Below are 17596 nucleotides of genomic sequence, written 5' to 3'. Positions count from 1 at the left end.
CTACCGGATAGCCCCTCAGCACAAAGACCAGGGGCTTCCAGCACGGAGGAATTGCCATGTTGTTTGAGACCATAGTGGTGGGCCCCTTGGGGGTGAACTGCTTCATCCTGGGTGACAAACAGAGTAACGAGGGGATCGTGGTCGATCCCGGTGCCGACTGCGAGATGATCCTGGCGGCGATCGCCGAGTTCGGGCTCAAGGTCAAGTACATCATCAACACCCACGGCCACTTCGACCATATGGGCTGCAACCGCGCGTTGAAGGAGAAGACCGGCGCGCAGCTTCTTGCCCACAAGGAGGACGTCCCCTTCCTCCTCAATGCCGCGCGCTCGGCCCAGAAGTACGGGCTGAACGTAGAGAACTCGCCTGAGCCGGACGCTTTCCTCACCGACGGCATGAAGCTCGAGTTCGGGCGGCGCGAGATCGAGGTGCTGCACACCCCGGGGCATACCCAGGGAGGGTGCTGCCTCTACCTCGCCAACGAGAAGCTGCTGATCACCGGGGACACCCTGTTCGCCGACTCGGTCGGCCGCACCGACCTCCCCGGGGGGGACCACGGCCAGCTGATCGACGCCATCAAGAATAAGCTCATGCCGCTGCCGGACGACACCATCGTCTGGCCCGGACACGGCCCCTCCAGCACCATCGGGCAGGAGCGGCGCTTCAACCCGTACCTCAACGAGTAGGGGGAGCACATGCTGAAAGGCAAGGAGATCGTTCTCGGGGTTGCCGGCGGCATCGCGGTCTACAAGGCGGTGGAGCTTTTGCGCCTCCTGGTGAAGGCGGGCGCCAACGTGCACGTGGTGATGACCAAGTCGGCCACGGAATTCGTAACGCCGCTCACCTTCCAGACCCTGTCCCGGAACCCGGTGCACCTGGAGCTCTTCAACCTGATTTCGGAAGAGAAGATAGGGCACATCGCGCTCGCAGACCGTGCCGACCTCTACATCATCGCCCCCGCGACGGCCAACGTCATCGGCAAGATAGCCCACGGCATCGCGGACGACCTCTTGACCACCACGGTCATGGCGACCAGGGCGCCGGTCCTGATCGCCCCCGCCATGAACGTCAACATGTACCGCAACCCGATCTACCGTGAGAACGAGGCGCGCCTCAAGGAGCACGGCTACCTCTTCGTCGCCCCCGCCTGCGGCATGCTCGCCTGCGGCTACGAAGGGGAGGGGAAGCTGCAGGCACCCGAGGTGATCTTCGAGGAGGCCGTGGCGGCCCTGACCCCGAAGCGCCTGGCGGGAGAGAGGATCCTGGTCACGGCTGGGCCGACGCTCGAGGAGATCGACCCGGTGCGCTACATCAGCAACCACTCCTCCGGGAAAATGGGATACGCCATCGCGCGCCAGGCGCGCCTTAGGGGGGCGGCGGTGACCCTGGTGACCGGGCCGACCTGCCTGGCACCCCCGGTCGGGGTGGAGGTGATCCGGGTGCAGAGCGCGCAGGAGATGCGGGACGCGGTGCAGGGATGCCTCTCCCGCATCGACATCGTGATCAAGGCGGCCGCCGTGGCGGACTACCGCCCCAGGACACGCGCCGGCGAAAAGATGAAGAAGAGCCAGGAGAGCCTCTGCATCGAACTGGAGAAGAACCCGGACATCCTTGCGGAACTGGGAGCCGGCAAGGGGGAGCGGATCCTGGTCGGTTTCGCCGCCGAGACGCAGGACCTGCTGCGCCACGCAGGGGCGAAGCTCAAGGCCAAGAACCTGGACCTCGTGGTGGCCAACGACGTCTCGCAGGAAGGTGCCGGCTTCAACGTGGACACCAACATCGCGAAGCTGCTCTTCAGCGACGGCCGGGTCGAAGAACTTCCGATGATGGAAAAAGAAGACCTGGCGGGTGTGATCCTGGAAAACGTGGAAACGTTGCTGGGGGAGAAGCGCGCAGCGAAGGGATAGAAGCCGCTGTAGGGGCGAATGATCATTCGCCCTGAAGCGTCCCCCTCCCGGACCCTCCCCCTTCGGGGAAGGGAGTAGAAGCGGAGGGAGCTGCTTCGAGAGGGTGCTACTTCGAGAGGATCTGCAGCAGCAGTTCCGGCTCGCAGATCGCTTCCTTGAGTTTCAGCTTCAGCTCGTCGAGCTCGGCGTAGGCCTGCTGCTTGGTGATCTTGCCGGTACGGTACAAAAGCCGCAGGTTCTTGCGCACCGCTTCCGCCGCCGCCAGCGCCCTTTCACCGGTCGGATCGGCGTGGAAAAAGCGCGAGGAGTCGTCGTTGTTCAGGAAGTCGAAAACGGCTTCCTGGGCCAGCTGCATGTACTCCTCCCGGTCGTTTTCCTCGAGCGCGTAACGCGAGGTGTCGGACAGGGTCTGCAGTATGCTCTGCCACTTCTCCAGGCGGCTCACCAGCAGGATGGAGTTGAAGATCTTCTTGTTGGTGCCGAAGGAGAAGATGGTATCCGAGAGGACCTTGCGCAGTAACTGGTCGTTGCTGCTGAAATGTTCCAGCGAAACCTTCTTTGCGGTCTCCCAGATCTCCTTTTCCACGTAGTTCTCGAAGCGCATCTCCCAGTAGGCGTGCTTCAGGGTCAGCGACGAGAAGCTGCGCATGACCTTGTAGGGGACGTAGTAGTTGTGGGCGATGCAGTCCGCGGCCAGGTGGGAGAGGTAGCCGTAGGCGCAGGCCTGCTGGGCGGGATCGCCCGCCTTGTCAAGGACCCGGTGCCCGATGCGCCAGCGGTGGCAGTGCTGCAGGTAGTGGGTGAACTTCTTGCCCAGGGTGATGTCGGCGGCGATGGTGCCGTAGAGGAAATCGTAGGGATGTGCCGAGATGATGGCGGCAACGGCCGGCTTCAGGGCGTCCAGGTTGTTCAGCACGTTCATGCCGAGCTGAAGGTGCACGCCGGCCCCCCAGGCGAGGGCCTGTTCAGGGAGCGCAAAGACCAGCAGGGATGTGACGAGAAGTAAAAGCGGCATGCCTTCGAGCATAGTTAATGAAACCGGAAATGTAAAGGGGTTTAGGATGGCGGAGATGGAGGAGCGGGAGCTGCTGTTACGCTCGCTGAAGGGGTACCTGACGGACTTGGCCGACAGCGGTCTGGATGAACTCGCTTTCGGCGCCCTCACCCCGACCGTGGCGCCTCCAGCGTCAGCCACCGCGGCTACAGCCGTGGCTTTGGCCGCCGCGCCGTCTGCGCCTGTCGCCCCGTCTCCTGCCGCCGTTTCCGCGCCTCCCGCCGGGACCGACGAGACAGCCGCACCTTTCTGCCGCCAGGAGGGTGACCCGCACGCCCGTCTTCTCTTCCTCATGAGCGGAGGTGGCTTCGCGGGTGCGGCCGGCGAGCTCCTGGCGAAGATCGTAGTTGCCATGAAGTTCCGGACCGACCAGGTCTGCCTGGTCAGCTTCGATAGTGCAGGGGATTCCGCGGCAGTCGCCCGAGAGGTGGCGCAGCGAATCGCTGCGGTGGAGCCGGAGGTGGTGGTCGCCTTGGGGGAAGAGGCAACCCGTTTGCTGCTTGGGGGGGAGGCAACCCTGGAGCAGGTGCGCGGCAGTTTGCAGGACGTCCGGGGGAGGGCGGTGATGCCGACCCTGCACCCGGAAAGTCTCCTGGCCGACGAGGCGCTCAAACGCCACGTCTGGGAGGACATGAAGCTGGTGATGCGCCGCCTGGCGGGGGCCGCCTAGCGCGGCGCGCTGCAGGATTTCAACTTGCCGGTCTCGAACAGGGTGATCGGCTGCTGCTCCACGCACATCTTGCCGTCCACCTCAGCCCGCGTGGCCAGGACACACCCTTCCAGTTTGCCCGATTCGTAGAAGCTGATTGCGCTGTACTCGTTGCAGATCAACCCCTCATAGTTGAAAAAATTCTTGGTGACACAGCTTTTCAGCATCCCCAGCTCGTAGAACTCGGCGTTGGAAAGCTGATTGCAGGTCACGCCGCTCAGCCTGGTGCTGTCCTTGAGGTTGCACGACTTCAGATCCCCGTTGGGATAGTAGAGGATGTCCGAGCCCGGGTTGCAGATGGAGGCGTCCACTGCCATCACCTGGTCCGTCCCGACCACCAGCAGCAGAAAAAGTATCAGTAACACCTGCTTCATAAATCACCTCCATCGACACTGTTTTCTCCCCCTCACACCACCCGCCAAGTATAAATTCGTGATTGGAAAATTCAAATGTGCCCCGCTGCAGGTTCTTGACTCCCCTGTTTGATTGGTTATCCTTAACCGGTTTCCGGCTGACAAATTATCTGCGAGAAAGGAGATCGTCATGGCAAAAACAAAGCGCATCATCACGGTCCTTGTCTGTGCCTGCCTGCTCACTTGCTTCGTCGGCTGCACCCACACCCACACGACCAAGCACGAAACCGCAGGGGAGTACGTGGATGACGCGGCCATCACCACCCGCGTCAAGGCCGCCATCTTCGACGAACTGGCGCTGAAGACCTTCCAGATCAACGTCACCACCTACCAGGGGGTGGTGCAGTTGAGCGGCTTCGTGGATTCGGCTGAGAACGCGAGACGGGCAGGTGAAATCGCCCGCGGCGTCAAGGGGGTGAAGGAAGTGAAGAACGACCTTATCACCAAGTAGGGGCAAAAAAAGCCCCCTCCCAAAAGGGAGGGGGCTTTTTGCTTGTCAGTGATGGACTCTGCGTCACTGCGCCGTCTTGAGCCAGCAGCGGAGCATCTCCGCCACGCTCCAGGCCTGGGCGATGCACCCCCTGGGGTTGTAGGGGTGCTCGGCATCGAAGATCTCGCTGATGGAGCCGATGCACTGCTGGTTCAACTGCTGCACCAGGCCGTCCAGGAAGCTGCGCGCCGCGCCGACCTGGTCCGGGTAGAGTTTCATCCACGAGTCGATGAAGGTGCCGATGAGCCAGGGCCAGACGGTCCCCTGGTGGTAGGCGGCGTCGCGGGCCCTGAGGTCGCCGTGGTAGGTCGTCTTGTAGTCGGGGTGTCCAGGGGCGAGGGTGCGCAGCCCCACCGGCGTCAGCAGGCGCTGACGCACCGTTTCCAGCACCTGTGGCCAGCGGTCCCGCTCCAGCACGGGGAAGGGGAGCGAGATGGCGAAGAGCTGGTTGGGGCGGCAGGCGTTGTCGTCGCCCAGCTCGCCGTCCACGATGTCGTAGAGGTAGCCCCCGTCGGCGTACCAGAAGCGCTGGTTGAAGGAGCGGTAGCTCTGGTCGGCAAAGGTACCGAGCTGCCGCGAGTACCGCTCGTCCCCCAGCTGCTCGGTCCACTGCTGCATAAGGCGCAGGGCGTTGTACCAGAGCGCGTTCAGCTCCACGGCCTTCCCCCGGCGTGGCGTGACCACCCAGTCCCCCACCTTGGCGTCCATCCAGGTGAGCTGGTATCCCTCTGCCCCCTGTTTCAAGAGTCCGTCACTCGAATCGACCCCGATGCCGAAGCTGGTGCCGGAGAGGTGCCGGTCGATGATCTCCCGCATCTGGGGCATGATCATGTTCAGCGTGGCCCGGTCGTTGGTGTATTCCAGGTAGCGGCTCAGCGCGTGGAAGAACCACAGGCTCGCGTCCGCCGTGTGGTAGAGCCCCTCGTTTTGCCCCTCCGGGAAGAGGTTGGGGATCAGGCCGTTCTTGACGTAGTGGGCGAAGGTACGCAGGATCCACCCCGCCTCGGTGTGGCGGCCGGTGGCGAGGGTGAGCCCCTCAAGCGAGATCATGGTGTCGCGCCCCCAGTCGGTGAACCAGTGGTAGCCGGCGATCACCGTGCAGACCTCGTCCCCCATGGCGTGGGCGCGCACGCTGTCCTTGTGGCGCCCTGCCGGGGTGATGATGAACTGGTCGGTGGCGAGCACCAGCTCGGCGGGAAGCCCCTGGCGCGCCCTGGGGTCCGCCGCGGCCAAAAGGAGCCGGCGCCGTTCCCTTTCCATCTCGAGGGCTGCCGCCGGCGAGAGGGCCGCGATGGTCTCCCAGGTCTCGGTGGAGGCGGTGAGGGCCGCGTCCTGCCCGATGCCGAGATCTACGGCGAAGTAGCCGGCGGTCCAGAGGGTTCCCAGGGAATCGTACCCCCGGGCGCTTTCCACGTCGTAGAAGATGTCGGTATTGTGCTTTTCCTCCAGGGTGAAGTTCCCCCTGCCGCCGTTGATCACCAGCCTCAGTTGGGGCGAATTGGCGCCGGAGGCGATCTGGTAGCGGTTTTGCACCGCGGTGAACATGTAGGGATCGTCCGAGGCGACGTCGACCGAGGCGTCGTGGGGGCGGAACTGCAGGTAGGGCTGCAGCTTGAGGCGCACCATCTTCTCGCCGGAGAGGAGGCGGTAGATCAGGTGCACCGTGTTCTGGCGGTGCACCATGACCAGCTGCTTCTCGATCACGGTACCGTTCACCTTGTAGCGCCAGACCGGGAGGCCGTCCTCGAGCCTGAAGCCGGTCAGGTACTCCATGCCGTGGAACTCGAGCCCCGACTCCTTCTGGTCCCCGCCGAAGCGGACCATGCTCCCGTCCGGGAACCTGATCGCCTCGGTGAGCCGGTTCAGCATCACGATGCGCCCCATCGGCGAAGGGTAGGCCGCGATGAGCAGGCCGTGGTAGCGCCGGGTCAGCGCCCCGCAGACCGTCCCCGAGGCGTACCCCCCAAGGCCGTTGGTCAAAAGCCACTCCTGTTCCAGCATCTGCCGTGTCCTCAGTTCCTCGTCGTGCCGGTCGAGACGGTATTCCCGCGTTACCGTGGTCATGGTTCGTTACCTCCCTCGGGGACCGGAATCAGCACCAGTGCCGCATATCCCTGCAGACGCCAGAATTTTTCCATGTCGAGCTTCGGTGTCCCGGAACCGCCGAACTCCACCTTTTCACTGCTCCAGAGCATTTCCCAGGTACAGCCAAGCGGTGGCGCCAGCATCGGCTCCGGGATGGGCGCCAGGTGCAGCTCCCGCCCCAGGTTGACCAGGAACAGGCGCTGCTCCTCGCCGAGGAAGTAGCGCAGCAGGAAGCCTCCCCTCCCCAACACCGCCCCCTCGATGTGGCAGGCGTAGCCGCGGTTGAAGACGGGATCCTCGCGCCGCAGCCTGATCAGGTCGCGGTAGAGCGCGTAGACCTTGTGGTGACGCTCGCGCTCCCTGAGGTCGATGCGGGACTGCTGGAAGGTTTCCAGCTCGTAGGGCTTGTCGATGGTGTCGATCACCTCGGGGGAATCGACGTTGGTGAACTGCTTCAGGAACTCGATGCGCCCGGCGTGGACCTGCTGCGAGGTCTCGCTGCTCAGGTCGGCGAAGTAAAGGAAGGGGGCGCTGGCGGAGAATTCCTGTCCCTGGAAGATCATCGGGGTCTGGGGGAGCAGGAAGAGCACCGCGGTCATGGCGCGCAGGGCGGCCGGGTTGGTGAGCCTGTCGATCCGGGTCCCCCAGGCGGAGTTCCCGATCTGATCGTGGTTCTGGATGTAGTTTATGTAGCTGTTCGGGCTGATGCCGAGGGTGGGGGAGCCGCGACGCTTCCCCTGCCAGAAATAGAACTGCCCCTGGTAGAGGTAGCTCCACTTGGCGCAGGAGATCATCTCCTGGGGGGAGCCTAAGTACTCGGAGTAGTAGGCGTCGTGGTACCCGGTAAGGGCCACGTGGGCGCTGTGGTGAAAGTCGTCGTTCCAGACCGCGTCCATGCCGAAGCCCCCTTCCTCCCTCGGGCGCAGGCAGCGGTAGTCCTGCCCCTCGTTCTCCGCCACCAGGAGCAACCTGCGCCCCTTGGCCGATTCCCTGGCGCCGCGCGTGATGTCCCCCAGGATGTGGATGTCCGAGTTGTCTATGATAGCATGGGTGGCGTCGAAACGCAGGCCGTCCAGGTGAAACTCGTCGATCCAGTAGGCGGCGTTGGCGATGAAGAATTCGCGCACCGGGGCGTTGTGCCTGCCGTCGAAGTTCATCACCTTGCCCCAATCGCTCTCGTTCGCCCCGTAATAGAATTCGGAAAAATGAGCCAGGTAGTTTCCCTCGGGGCCGAAGTGGTTGTAGACCACGTCCAGCATGACGCCGAGCCCCAGGGCGTGGGCGCGGTCCACGAAGCGGCGCATGTCGTCCGGCTCTCCGTAGAGCCGCGTGGGGGCGAAATGGTTCACCCCGTCGTACCCCCAGCCGAATCTGCCGGGGAAGTCGGCCACCGGCATCACCTCGACCAGGGTGACTCCCAGTTCCTTGAGCGCAGGGAGCTGTTCCGCTGCGGCGCGCCAGGTCCCTTCCATGGTGTAGGTCCCCAGGTGCATCTCGTAGATGACCTGCCCCTCGCGCTCCACGCCGGGCCACCCCTCGTCGCTCCAGGTGAAGCTCGCCGGATCCACTACCAGGGAGGGGCCGTGGGGGCCCTCGGGCTGGAAGCGGGAAGCAGGGTCAGGAAAGCTATCCGCGCCGTCCAGGCGGTAGCGGTAGCGCGAGCCGACCTTCGCCTCGCTGCAGAAGCCGGAAAAATATCCATCTTCCTCGGGGGAGAGCGCCGTCGCCTGCGGCGTCGGGGTGCCTTCGAGCACCACCTCGACTTCCCGGTGGCCGGGCGCCCAGACCCTGAAGTGCACCCCTCCCGGTACCGTTTCCGCCCCGATGGGTACCCTTCTCTGCATTGCAGTCATCGCCGCCTCCGACGCCGTTACTGTCAGAAAAAATTAACACGCTCTAAAATAACACACTCCGCGAATTTTAAAACCGATTGGGCGGGGGGCATCCTTCATGTGCCTCGGCTTCCCGTGCCGAGGGGGGCCGATTGACGCAACTGAAAAGCCGATCATGTGCCGGGGAGGGGACATGTCCGCCATCTTACTGGAGAAAAATGCGATTTTTTTGTGCGGGGAGTTTGACAGAAAATCCGTCACTGCTAGTATTGGGTTTTATTAATTTAAATCAATAAACTTTTGTCTAATTAGATGACCGCTACCGCAAAGGTCTAACCGCTTGAGGGGAGGAGCTTTTGGCAGGGAGCGTTCTTGTCACGGGGGGCGGTTTCATCGGTTTCCACCCGGCGGCCATGGTTGTTCGTGGCCGAGCGCTTCCGCGGCACGGCTGCCGAGACCATCGCCGCTCCCCCGGACGACTGGGGAGGGAGGTGCGCGGTGGCCTGGGCGCGTCAGCTCAGATTAGGAGGGGGCGCCTTCGATCCTCAGGCGGAGCAACTGGTCCGGGTGGCCGAGGTGCTCGACGCGGCCAACGGAAGGTAACAAAGGTAAACTGGTAAATAGATACGTCGATACACAGATAAGACGATAAGCCGCGCCGGGCGGCTCTTGAGCGGTGCCCTTCCCGCGGAGGAAGGCGAAGGGGACGGGTGTCCCTTTACCGGAGCGGCATCACGGACTCATGAGATGGCAAGGCGTTAGGAGCTAATATTTCGGGTGTTTGTTCAACAAGGGTGCAGCCGGGATTTTTTATTCATGAACAATGCGGTTCCCACCACAGGAGCAAGCCAGCACGCCCCCCCGAACGCGCCGGGGCTGATACTGATGACCGCCGATCCGATCGGCGGGGTCTGGAACTACGCCCTGGAGCTCAGCCGCGGCCTGGCCCCACACGGGGTGCGCATCGCCCTCGCCACCATGGGGCGGCCTCTTTCCCCCGGGCAGCGCCGGGAGGTGGCCGACGAGGCGAACGTCACGCTGTTCGAGAGCGGCTACCGGCTGGAGTGGATGGATGATCCCTGGGCCGACGTGGAAATGAGCGGCGACTGGCTCCTCTCCCTGGAGGCGGAGCTGAAGCCGGACCTCGTGCACCTAAACGGTTACGTCCACGCGGCGCTCCCCTGGCGCACCCCCTGCCTGGTGGTGGCCCACTCCTGCGTCCTTTCCTGGTGGGAGGCGGTGCGCGGCGAACAGGCACCGCAGCGGCTGGAAGGATACCGGGTCCGGGTCGCCCGTGGGCTGGCCGCGGCGGACCTGGTTGCCGCGCCCTCCTCGGCGATGCTCGAGTGCATCAGGAGGCTCTACCTGCCGCTTCCCGACGCGCAGGTGGTCTACAACGCCCGCGGCCGCACCAGGTTCCGCCCCGGCAGGAAGGAGGATTTCATCCTCTCCGTTGGGAGGGTCTGGGACGAGGCCAAGAACATCGGCGCCCTGGTGCGCAACGCCTACGACCTCCCCTGGCCGGTGTACGTGGCGGGGGAGATCAACCAGCCCGGCGGCGGGGCGGCCAACGTCGACGGCGTGAACCGGCTCGGCTTCCTGGAGCCTGAGTCGCTGGCCCCCTGGTACACCGCCGCCGCCATCTACGTGCTCCCGGCGCGCTACGAGCCCTTCGGGCTCACCGTCCTGGAGGCGGCCCTCTCCGGCTGCGCCCTGGTACTGGGGGACATCCCCAGCCTGCGCGAGCTCTGGGACGGGGCTGCCCTGTTCGTGGATCCCGAATCGGCTTTGGAGCTGCAAAAGCAGCTGTGCGCGCTCTGCGCCGACCGCAACCGTCAGGCGAGCCTCAGGGAGAAGGCGCTGGAGAGAAGCCGCAGCTTCTCCGCCGCCAGGATGACCGCCGGCTATCTCTCCCTGTACGCCCGGCTCTGCGGCACGACTCCACCGGAGGTACGCTGAATCATGCGCATCGTGATGTTTTACCACTCCATCCTGTCCGACTGGAACCACGGCAACGCCCATTTCCTGCGGGGCATCGTCACGGAGCTTGGGCAGCTCGGGCACCGGGTGACGGTCTACGAGCCGGAGAACGGTCCACATCCCGCACCGCCCCTACCTGGAGTCGCTGCCGGGGATACCCACCATCCGCCCCTTCGAGGCCCTGGCCTGCGGTATCCCGCTGCTGTCGGCGCCCTGGATCGACAGCGACCGGCTTTTCACCGATGGCGCAGATCTTCTCTACGCCCGGGACGGCAAGGAGATGGAGCGGCAGATGCAAGCCCTTTTGCAAGACCCGGAGCGGGCGCAGAGCCTGGCAGACCACGGCCGGGAGACCATCCTGGCCCGGCATACCTGTCGCCACCGCGTCCAGGAGCTGCTGACCATCTGCCGCGAGCTCGGCATTGGAGGGTAAAGCGCTTCTCTCCCAGCCGCTTTAAAGGCGGCAGCGCAAAGAAACGCGGAGAAACCGCTAAGAACGGAAAGAGAGCTTTTTGGGTAAAAAGGACAAGCTTTCTTCGCCCACTTCGCGCCTGTTTCGCGTGGCTTTGCGTAACTTCTTTCCTGAAAGGAACCACCATGGCTGCTCCTCTTACCATCGCCTTCTTCGCCTCGAGCCTGGTCTCCGCCTACTGGAACGGCGCAGCCACCTACTACCGCGGCATGGTGCGGGCGCTCTCCCGCCTGGGTCACCGCATCACCTTTTACGAACCCGACGCCCACTTCCCCGTCCCGCCGGAGCCGCGGTTCCAGGCGGACCTCTCCTTTCTGGGCAACCGCCTGCCGGACCGGGAGCACCGGGTCGAGGAATTCTTTCTTTCCCATACCTACGCGCACCGTGCCAGGCAGTTCCAGGAGATCTTCGCCTGCGGCCCGATCCGCCGGGCGTACATCGGGGGGGCACCATGAAGATCGTCGTCTTCGGTCTGTCCATCACCTCGTCCTGGGGCAACGGCCACGCCACCACCTACCGCGGGCTGTTGCGGGAGATGGACAAGCGCGGCCACGAGATCCTGTTCCTGGAGCGGGACGCGCAGTGGTACGAGACCCACCGCGACCTCCCCGAGCCCCCCTTTTGCAACACGCTGATATACAGGTCGCTGGACGAACTGCTGGCCGAGTACGGTCCCGAGATCAGCGACGCCGACTGCGTCATCGTCGGCTCCTACGTCTACCAGGGGATCGAAGTGGGGAAGTGGGTATCCAAGCACGCCAAGGGGATCAAGGCCTTCTACGACATCGACACCACGGTGACCCTGGCCGCCCTGGCCCGTGGTGAGTGCCAGTACCTCAGCGAGGACCTCATCCCCTGTTACGACCTCTACCTCTCCTTCACCGGCGGACCGACCCTGGATCACATCGAGCGCCACTACGGTTCGCGGGCGGCGCGCGCCCTGTACTGCTCGGTCGATCCCATGGTGCATTACCCGATGCAGATCACCCCGCGCTGGGACCTCGGCTATCTCGGCACCTACAGCCGCGACCGCCAGCCCGGCCTGGACCAGCTGCTCTGCCGGCCCGCCGCCTCATGGGAGAAAGGGCGCTTCGTTGTCGCCGGGGCGCAGTACCCCTCGGACCTCACGTGGCCAAAGAACACGCATCGCATCGAGCATCTCCCCCCCGAGTGCCACAGCGAGTTCTACTGTTCGCAGCGTTTCACCCTGAACCTGACCAGGAAGCAGATGCAGGTGGCCGGCTATTCGCCCAGCGTCCGGCTCTTCGAGGCCGCCGCCTGCGCGGTCCCCATCGTGAGCGACCGGTGGCCGGGACTGGAGCAGTTCCTCGTGCCGGAAAAGGAGATCCTGCTCGCTTCCGGCAGCCAGGAGATGCTGCGTATCCTGCAGCGTTTCCCCGACGAGGAGCGCCGCGCCATCGGGGAGCGCGCCCGCACCCGTGTGCTGCGGTCCCACTCGGCCGCCTGCCGCGCCGAGGAACTGGAGGAGTACCTGGCCACACTGTGACTCGTCGCCCCGGTCCCGCCGAGCCCCTGTCCCGGCGAGTAAAACGAAATCGAGGTGCCCGCATGACCCACGCCAAACCGAGAACGCTGGAAGACGACATCGGAGAACTCTCCCCCTGGTTCCACAACCTGCACCTGCCCGACGGGACCGAGACGGCCCCGGATCATTCCCTGGGGGACTTCCCCGGTTTCAAGTGGCGCGAGATCGCGGGCTGCATCCCGGAGGACCTGACCGGGTGGAGTGCCCTCGACATCGGCTGCAACGCGGGCTTTTACTCGTTCGAGCTGGCGCGCCGCGGCGCCCGGGTGCTCGGCATCGACTGCGACAGCCACTATCTGGACCAGGCAAACTGGGCGGCCGGACAGTACGCCCTGCAGGACCTGGTGGAGTTCCGGCAGATGCAGGTCTACGACCTGGCGCGGGTGAAGGGAAAGTTCGACCTGGTCCTGTTCATGGGGGTGTTCTACCACCTGCGCTACCCGATGCTGGCACTCGACATCGTGGCGCAGAAGACGGCGGGCATGATGCTGTTCCAGACCATCACCATGCCCGGCCGGGAGGTCGCCGGGCAGGCCGACTTCTGGATCAACGAACGGGACGCGCTGCTGGGCGTGGGGTGGCCCAAGATGGCCTTCATCGAGGAACGCTTCGCCGGGGACCCGACCAACTGGTGGATCGCGAACCACGCCGGCGTCGAGGCGATGCTCCGTTCGGCCGGACTGAAGGTCGCCGGTTATCCCGGTGACGAGATCTACCTCTGCCATCCCGACCCGGCGCACCCTTCCTGCATGACCACCTGGAACCGCTCGGAATTCCTCTCCGCTACCAACGCCGGCGAATGAGCCGGTGTCACCCGGCGGCATCGCCATTTCTGGTCCTTTAACCACCCGATCTTTTGTGTGAAAAAAGGTATACGGGACGGGTTCTCACTTTTTTTGTCTACGCTATGGTGTTTATGATATAACGATAATCCGACTGGTGGGATGGCGTGGGAGATGTGTCAGTCGCTGTCAGGGGCCGGCTTTACTCTCACTGATATGATCGTATACTTGGGCAGACATCGGCAGATCCCTGTGAGGAACTTGTCACAGTCTCTGCTCCTGAACGAGGTGTGAATTGAGTCGTGGCACAAAACGCGGCATTGAGCTCGAAGGGGCTCTCTGGTTTCACAAGGATGAGCAGAAGTTCCTGGGGCTGGACCGGATTGCGCTTCTGCAGAAGATCGACGAGCTTGGTTCCATCACCAAGGCGGCCAAGGCAGTCGGCATCAGCTACAAGAACGCCTGGGACCTGGTCAACATGATCAACAACCTCGCCGAAAAGCCGCTGGTGGAGCGGGTGACCGGCGGGCGGGGCGGCGGGGGGACGACCCTCACCGCCTACGGGAAGGAAGTGGTCCAGCAGTACGGCGTGCTCCAGGAAGAACATCGCCGGTTCCTGGAGAATCTCGAGGGAAGGCTCGGCGACAGTGCGAGTCTCTACCAGCTTTTACGGAGGATATCCATGAAAGTAAGTGCCCGTAACGTCCTGTCCGGAACCATCGCCAAGATCACCAAGGGGGCGGTGAACGCGGAGGTGACCCTGGTGCTCACCGGCGGCGCGCCGCTGGTCGCCGTCATCACCAACGGAGCCGTCGAGAACCTTGCCCTCAAGGAGGGGAGCTCGGCCTACGCCATCATCAAGGCGAGCTCGGTCATGGTCGGCTCCGACCTGCACGACGCGAAGATCAGCGCCCGCAACGTCATGTGCGGCACCGTCGCCAAGATCGTGGAAGGGCCCGTTTCCACCGAGGTCGACGTGGAAGTGGGGGGCGGCAACACTATAAGCGCCGTGATCACCCATGACAGCGGCACGAGCCTCGGGCTCAAGGTCGGCTCGCACGCCTGCACCCTGTTCAAAGCCTCCAGCGTCATCCTCGGGGTGAGCTGAAGCGATTGGGGGGCGGTTCGCCGTTCCCCTTTTTAAGGTTAACCGCTGTAGCGAAAGCACCATAACGCTTGACGCAATTAGGTAAATCAAAAAGAAGGAGTTTGACGATGTCCAAAATTTTCAGAACGTTGCCCCTTTTTGTTGTCCTGTTCCTGCTCAGCCTGGTCGCCACGGTTTCCACCGGGTGGGGGGCTCAGCAGAAGAACCTGATCCTGGCCACCACCACCTCCACCCAGGACTCCGGCCTTCTGGACGTGCTGATCCCGATCTTCGAGAAGCAGACCGGCTATTTCGTGAAGACCATCTCGGTCGGGAGCGGCCAGGCCATGAAGATGGGCGAGAAGGGGGAGGCCGACGTGCTCTTGGTGCACTCCCCGGATGCGGAGAAAAAATTCATGGCCGACGGCTTCGGCGTGAACAGGAAGCTCGTCATGCACAACGACTTCATCGTCCTGGGACCGGCCAACGACCCGGCCAGGATCCGCGGCGCCAAGACCGCGGCAGACGCGTTGAAGACCATCGCCAAGAGCAACGCCCTGTGGCTCTCCAGGGGTGACAACTCCGGTACCCACGCCAAGGAGAAGGGGCTCTTCAAGGCCGCCGGCATCAACCCGGAAGGGCAGAAGTGGTTCCAGCAGACCGGCCTGGGCATGGGCGAGACCCTGAACGTCGCCGCCGAGAAGAAGGGTTACCTGCTGGCCGACCGCGGCACCTACCTGGCGCTCAACAAGAAGGCGCACCTGGGGCTCGAGATCATGGTCCAGGGTGAGCCCAAGCTCCTCAACATCTACCACGTCATCGAGGTGAACCCGGCCAAGTGGCCCAAGGTGAACAATGCCGGCGCCAAGGCCTTCGCCGACTTCATGGTCTCCAAGAAGACCCAGGAGATCATCTCCACCTTCGGCAAGAAGGAGTTCGGCTCCCCGCTCTTCTTCCCGGATGCAGGCAAGAAACCGGAGTCCCTGGGGCTGTAAATGGACGTGATCCTCGAAGGTCTGACAAAGGCGTTCCAGCTCCTCGCGTCGTTTGATCGCGAGGTGCTGGGCATCGCCCTGCTGTCGCTCAAGGTCTCCGGGCTCGCCACGCTCTTCTCGCTGTTGATCGGTCTTTCCGTGGGGACCTTGGTGGCGCTCACCAGCTTCCCCGGCAAGAAGATCCTGGTCAGCGTGGTGAACACCGGCATGGGGCTGCCGCCGGTGGTGGTGGGCCTCTTCGTCTCCATCATGCTCTGGAGAAACGGTCCCCTGGGGTACCTGGAGCTCCTGTACACCCCGACCGCCATCGTCATCGCGCAGACCGTGATCGCGACTCCCATCGTCATGGGGGTCACCATCGGCGCCATGCAGAACCTCCCGGCCAGCCTCAGGCTGCAGATCCTGGCCCTGGGCGCCACGCGGACCCAGCTGGTCTGGATGCTGATCAAGGAGGCACGGCTGCCGCTCATGGCGGGGGTCATGGCCGGCTTCGGCGGGGTGATCTCCGAGGTGGGCGCCTCCATCATGGTAGGGGGCAACGTCAGGGGGTACACCCGGGTGCTCACCACGGCGACCGTCATGGAGACCGGCAGGGGGAATTTCGACATGGCCATTGCCCTGTCCGTGATACTTCTGCTATTCTGCTTCGCCGTCAATTACCTCCTCACCTACATCCAGCAGCGGGAAAGGCCCAGATGACGAAGCCGCAAAACGTGCTCGACCTGAAAGAGCTGAGGGTTGATCGAGGCGGCGTGACCGTACTCGACATACCCTCTTTTTCTTTGTCCGAAAATGAATTCGTTTCGCTGATCGGCCCAAACGGTGCGGGAAAGTCGACCCTGCTCCTGTCGCTTATGGGGCTCATGAAGCGTCAAAGCGGTTCCGTCTGCTACCGGGGGAGCACCGTCGCGTCCAGTTCGCAGTGGCTGGAACTGCGCCGCCGCACCGCCATGGTGCTGCAGGACCCGCTCCTTTTCGACAGCACCGTCTTCGACAACGTGGCAAGCGGCCTGAAGCTTCGGGGAATGGGGCGCGGCGAGATCAAGAAGCGGGTCGCCAGCTACCTGGAGCGCTTCAACCTCGGTCACATGGCAGAGCGCTCGGCGCGCAAACTCTCCGGCGGTGAGGCCCGGCGCGTGAGCCTGGCCCGCGCCTTCGCCGTGGAACCCGAGGTGATCTTCTTCGACGAGCCCTTCGCCAACCTCGACCCTCCCACCAGGCAGGCGCTCACCGAGGACATGGACCGGATCATCCGGGACCGGGGGATCGCCGCCATCCTGGTCACCCACGACCAGTCCGAGGCGCTCAGGATGTCGCAGCGCATCGTGGTGATGAACGGCGGCCGCATCGTGCAGCAGGGGACGCCGGCCGCGGTCATGAACCACCCGGTCAACGAGTTCGTGGCCAACTTCGTCGGTATGGAAACGATCCTCGAGGGGGAGGTCAAAAGCAATCACGAGCAGCAGATCGCGGTACAGGTGGCGGGTCGCGAGGTCGACACGGTGGGGGACGAACGGCCGGGCGCGCAGGTCTACTGCTGCATCCGACCGGAAAACGTCACCGTGAGCGTCAGCCACCCCGACCCCAAAACCAGCGCCCGCAACCTCTATCCCGGCCGGGTGGTCGAGGTTTCTTCGATGGGGCCCTTTTTGAAACTGAGGCTCGACTGCGGCTTCATGCTCACCGCCTACGTGACCCGCGAGTCCTTCGCCAAGCTGGAACTGTGCGAGGGGAAGGAGGTTTACGCCTCCTTCAAGGCCACCTCCGTCCATCTCATCCGCAGGCGCGCCGCGTAATTAGCGCTTTGCAAAATATCGCTTGTACCTTATATTCCTATCTGTTTTGCCAACAGGAGCATCAGGAGGATTGAGATGAAAACAGCCTTTCACCTGACCGCCGCGTTGTCTGCCGTCGTGATGCTGTCCGCCCCCGCGTTTGCCGACAGCGAGACCGTGCGCTGCAAAGGCGGCATCGTGTCCGTCGGGGACTCCGCTGGGGAGGTGCTCGCCAAGTGCGGCCAACCCGCCACGACCAGTCAAAGTTCCAAGAAGGTGGTGCAGAAGGAGCAGTCCGGCCCGACCAGGAGTATCACCAACATCATCGTCGACAACTGGATCTTCAACTTCGGCCCCAACGAGTTCCAGTACCAACTGGAGCTGCAGGACGGCCGGGTCTCCCGCATCCAGAGTCTCGATTACGGCTATTAGCCACACCCCGGTCTCGTCCCATCCCCTCTCCCCCGGG

18 protein-coding genes and 1 pseudogene are annotated in these 17596 nt (G+C 63.7%); 15 read left to right on the top strand and 4 right to left on the bottom strand.

What is annotated here, in order from left to right:
- The first annotated feature begins 56 nt into the window (after positions 1–56).
- Positions 57–686 (top strand): MBL fold metallo-hydrolase, encoded by a 630-nt coding sequence (locus tag KOM00_RS15785; protein WP_216499893.1) that lies wholly within the window; start codon positions 57–59, stop codon positions 684–686.
- Positions 687–695: 9 nt separating this feature from the next.
- Positions 696–1907: a bifunctional phosphopantothenoylcysteine decarboxylase/phosphopantothenate--cysteine ligase CoaBC gene (coaBC, locus tag KOM00_RS15780; RefSeq protein ID WP_216499892.1), complete on the top strand. Its 1212-nt coding sequence runs from the start codon at positions 696–698 to the stop codon at positions 1905–1907.
- 106 nt (positions 1908–2013) lie between these two features.
- Here the strand turns inward: coaBC and KOM00_RS15775 are convergent, their stop codons facing one another.
- Positions 2014–2922: a zinc dependent phospholipase C family protein gene (locus KOM00_RS15775; protein ID WP_236027011.1), complete on the bottom strand. Its 909-nt coding sequence runs from the start codon at positions 2920–2922 to the stop codon at positions 2014–2016.
- A gap of 46 nt (positions 2923–2968) precedes the next feature.
- Between KOM00_RS15775 and KOM00_RS15770 the strand changes: the two genes are divergently transcribed.
- Positions 2969–3631: a uracil-DNA glycosylase family protein gene (locus KOM00_RS15770; protein ID WP_216499890.1), complete on the top strand. Its 663-nt coding sequence runs from the start codon at positions 2969–2971 to the stop codon at positions 3629–3631.
- Here KOM00_RS15770 and KOM00_RS15765 read toward each other — a convergent pair.
- The gene (locus tag KOM00_RS15765) at positions 3628–4044 is read right to left on the bottom strand and encodes a hypothetical protein (RefSeq protein ID WP_216499889.1); all 417 of its coding nucleotides are present in this window, start codon (positions 4042–4044) and stop codon (positions 3628–3630) included. The two genes, KOM00_RS15770 and KOM00_RS15765, sit on opposite strands and share 4 nt — an antisense overlap.
- Positions 4045–4213: 169 nt before the next feature.
- Between KOM00_RS15765 and KOM00_RS15760 the strand changes: the two genes are divergently transcribed.
- Positions 4214–4534, top strand: a complete 321-nt coding sequence (locus tag KOM00_RS15760) for a BON domain-containing protein (RefSeq protein ID WP_216499888.1) — start codon at positions 4214–4216, stop codon at positions 4532–4534.
- 63 nt (positions 4535–4597) lie between these two features.
- Here the strand turns inward: KOM00_RS15760 and KOM00_RS15755 are convergent, their stop codons facing one another.
- Positions 4598–6637, bottom strand: a complete 2040-nt coding sequence (locus tag KOM00_RS15755) for an amylo-alpha-1,6-glucosidase (RefSeq protein ID WP_216499887.1) — start codon at positions 6635–6637, stop codon at positions 4598–4600.
- Positions 6634–8511 (bottom strand): malto-oligosyltrehalose trehalohydrolase, encoded by a 1878-nt coding sequence (gene treZ, locus KOM00_RS15750; RefSeq protein ID WP_216499886.1) that lies wholly within the window; start codon positions 8509–8511, stop codon positions 6634–6636. The genes KOM00_RS15755 and treZ overlap by 4 nt, the downstream gene beginning before the upstream one ends.
- A gap of 396 nt (positions 8512–8907) precedes the next feature.
- On the opposite strand from treZ, the gene KOM00_RS15745 reads away from it, so the two are divergent.
- The 11 genes and pseudogenes from KOM00_RS15745 (at position 8908) to KOM00_RS15695 (ending at position 17559) form a co-directional block, all read left to right on the top strand.
- Positions 8908–9093: a hypothetical protein gene (locus KOM00_RS15745; protein ID WP_236027010.1), complete on the top strand. Its 186-nt coding sequence runs from the start codon at positions 8908–8910 to the stop codon at positions 9091–9093.
- Between the two features lie 213 nt (positions 9094–9306).
- Positions 9307–10449, top strand: coding sequence for a glycosyltransferase family 4 protein (locus KOM00_RS15740; RefSeq protein ID WP_216499885.1), 1143 nt, complete (start codon positions 9307–9309; stop codon positions 10447–10449).
- 133 nt (positions 10450–10582) lie between these two features.
- Positions 10583–10903 (top strand): annotated as a pseudogene (locus KOM00_RS15735) (glycosyltransferase family protein); the annotation flags it as partial.
- A gap of 164 nt (positions 10904–11067) precedes the next feature.
- Positions 11068–11397: a CgeB family protein gene (locus tag KOM00_RS15730; protein ID WP_236027009.1), complete on the top strand. Its 330-nt coding sequence runs from the start codon at positions 11068–11070 to the stop codon at positions 11395–11397.
- Complete coding sequence (locus tag KOM00_RS15725) at positions 11394–12449, top strand: CgeB family protein (protein ID WP_216499884.1); 1056 nt, start codon at positions 11394–11396, stop codon at positions 12447–12449. Before KOM00_RS15730 ends, KOM00_RS15725 begins: the two co-directional genes overlap by 4 nt.
- Positions 12446–13291 carry a TIGR04290 family methyltransferase gene (locus KOM00_RS15720; protein ID WP_328758648.1) on the top strand — a complete coding sequence of 282 codons (846 nt, stop codon included), beginning with the start codon at positions 12446–12448 and terminating at the stop codon, positions 13289–13291. Before KOM00_RS15725 ends, KOM00_RS15720 begins: the two co-directional genes overlap by 4 nt.
- 274 nt (positions 13292–13565) lie before the next feature.
- A complete protein-coding gene (locus KOM00_RS15715; RefSeq protein WP_216499882.1) occupies positions 13566–14378 on the top strand; it encodes a TOBE domain-containing protein in 813 nt (270 codons plus the stop codon).
- Between the two features lie 107 nt (positions 14379–14485).
- Positions 14486–15352, top strand: a complete 867-nt coding sequence (locus KOM00_RS15710) for a substrate-binding domain-containing protein (RefSeq protein WP_216499881.1) — start codon at positions 14486–14488, stop codon at positions 15350–15352.
- Entirely contained in the window at positions 15353–16051 is a 699-nt protein-coding gene (locus tag KOM00_RS15705; protein WP_216499880.1) for an ABC transporter permease, read from the top strand.
- Positions 16048–17148 (top strand): ABC transporter ATP-binding protein, encoded by a 1101-nt coding sequence (locus KOM00_RS15700; RefSeq protein WP_216499879.1) that lies wholly within the window; start codon positions 16048–16050, stop codon positions 17146–17148. Before KOM00_RS15705 ends, KOM00_RS15700 begins: the two co-directional genes overlap by 4 nt.
- Before the next feature lie 75 nt (positions 17149–17223).
- On the top strand, positions 17224–17559 hold the full coding sequence (locus KOM00_RS15695; protein ID WP_216499878.1) for a DUF2845 domain-containing protein: 336 nt from the start codon (positions 17224–17226) through the stop codon (positions 17557–17559).
- The last annotated feature ends 37 nt before the right edge of the window (positions 17560–17596 follow it).

The organism is Geomonas diazotrophica (genome assembly GCF_018919385.1).
Lineage (GTDB): Bacteria > Desulfobacterota > Desulfuromonadia > Geobacterales > Geobacteraceae > Geomonas > Geomonas diazotrophica.
This window is presented reverse-complemented; position numbering and strand designations above follow the sequence as displayed.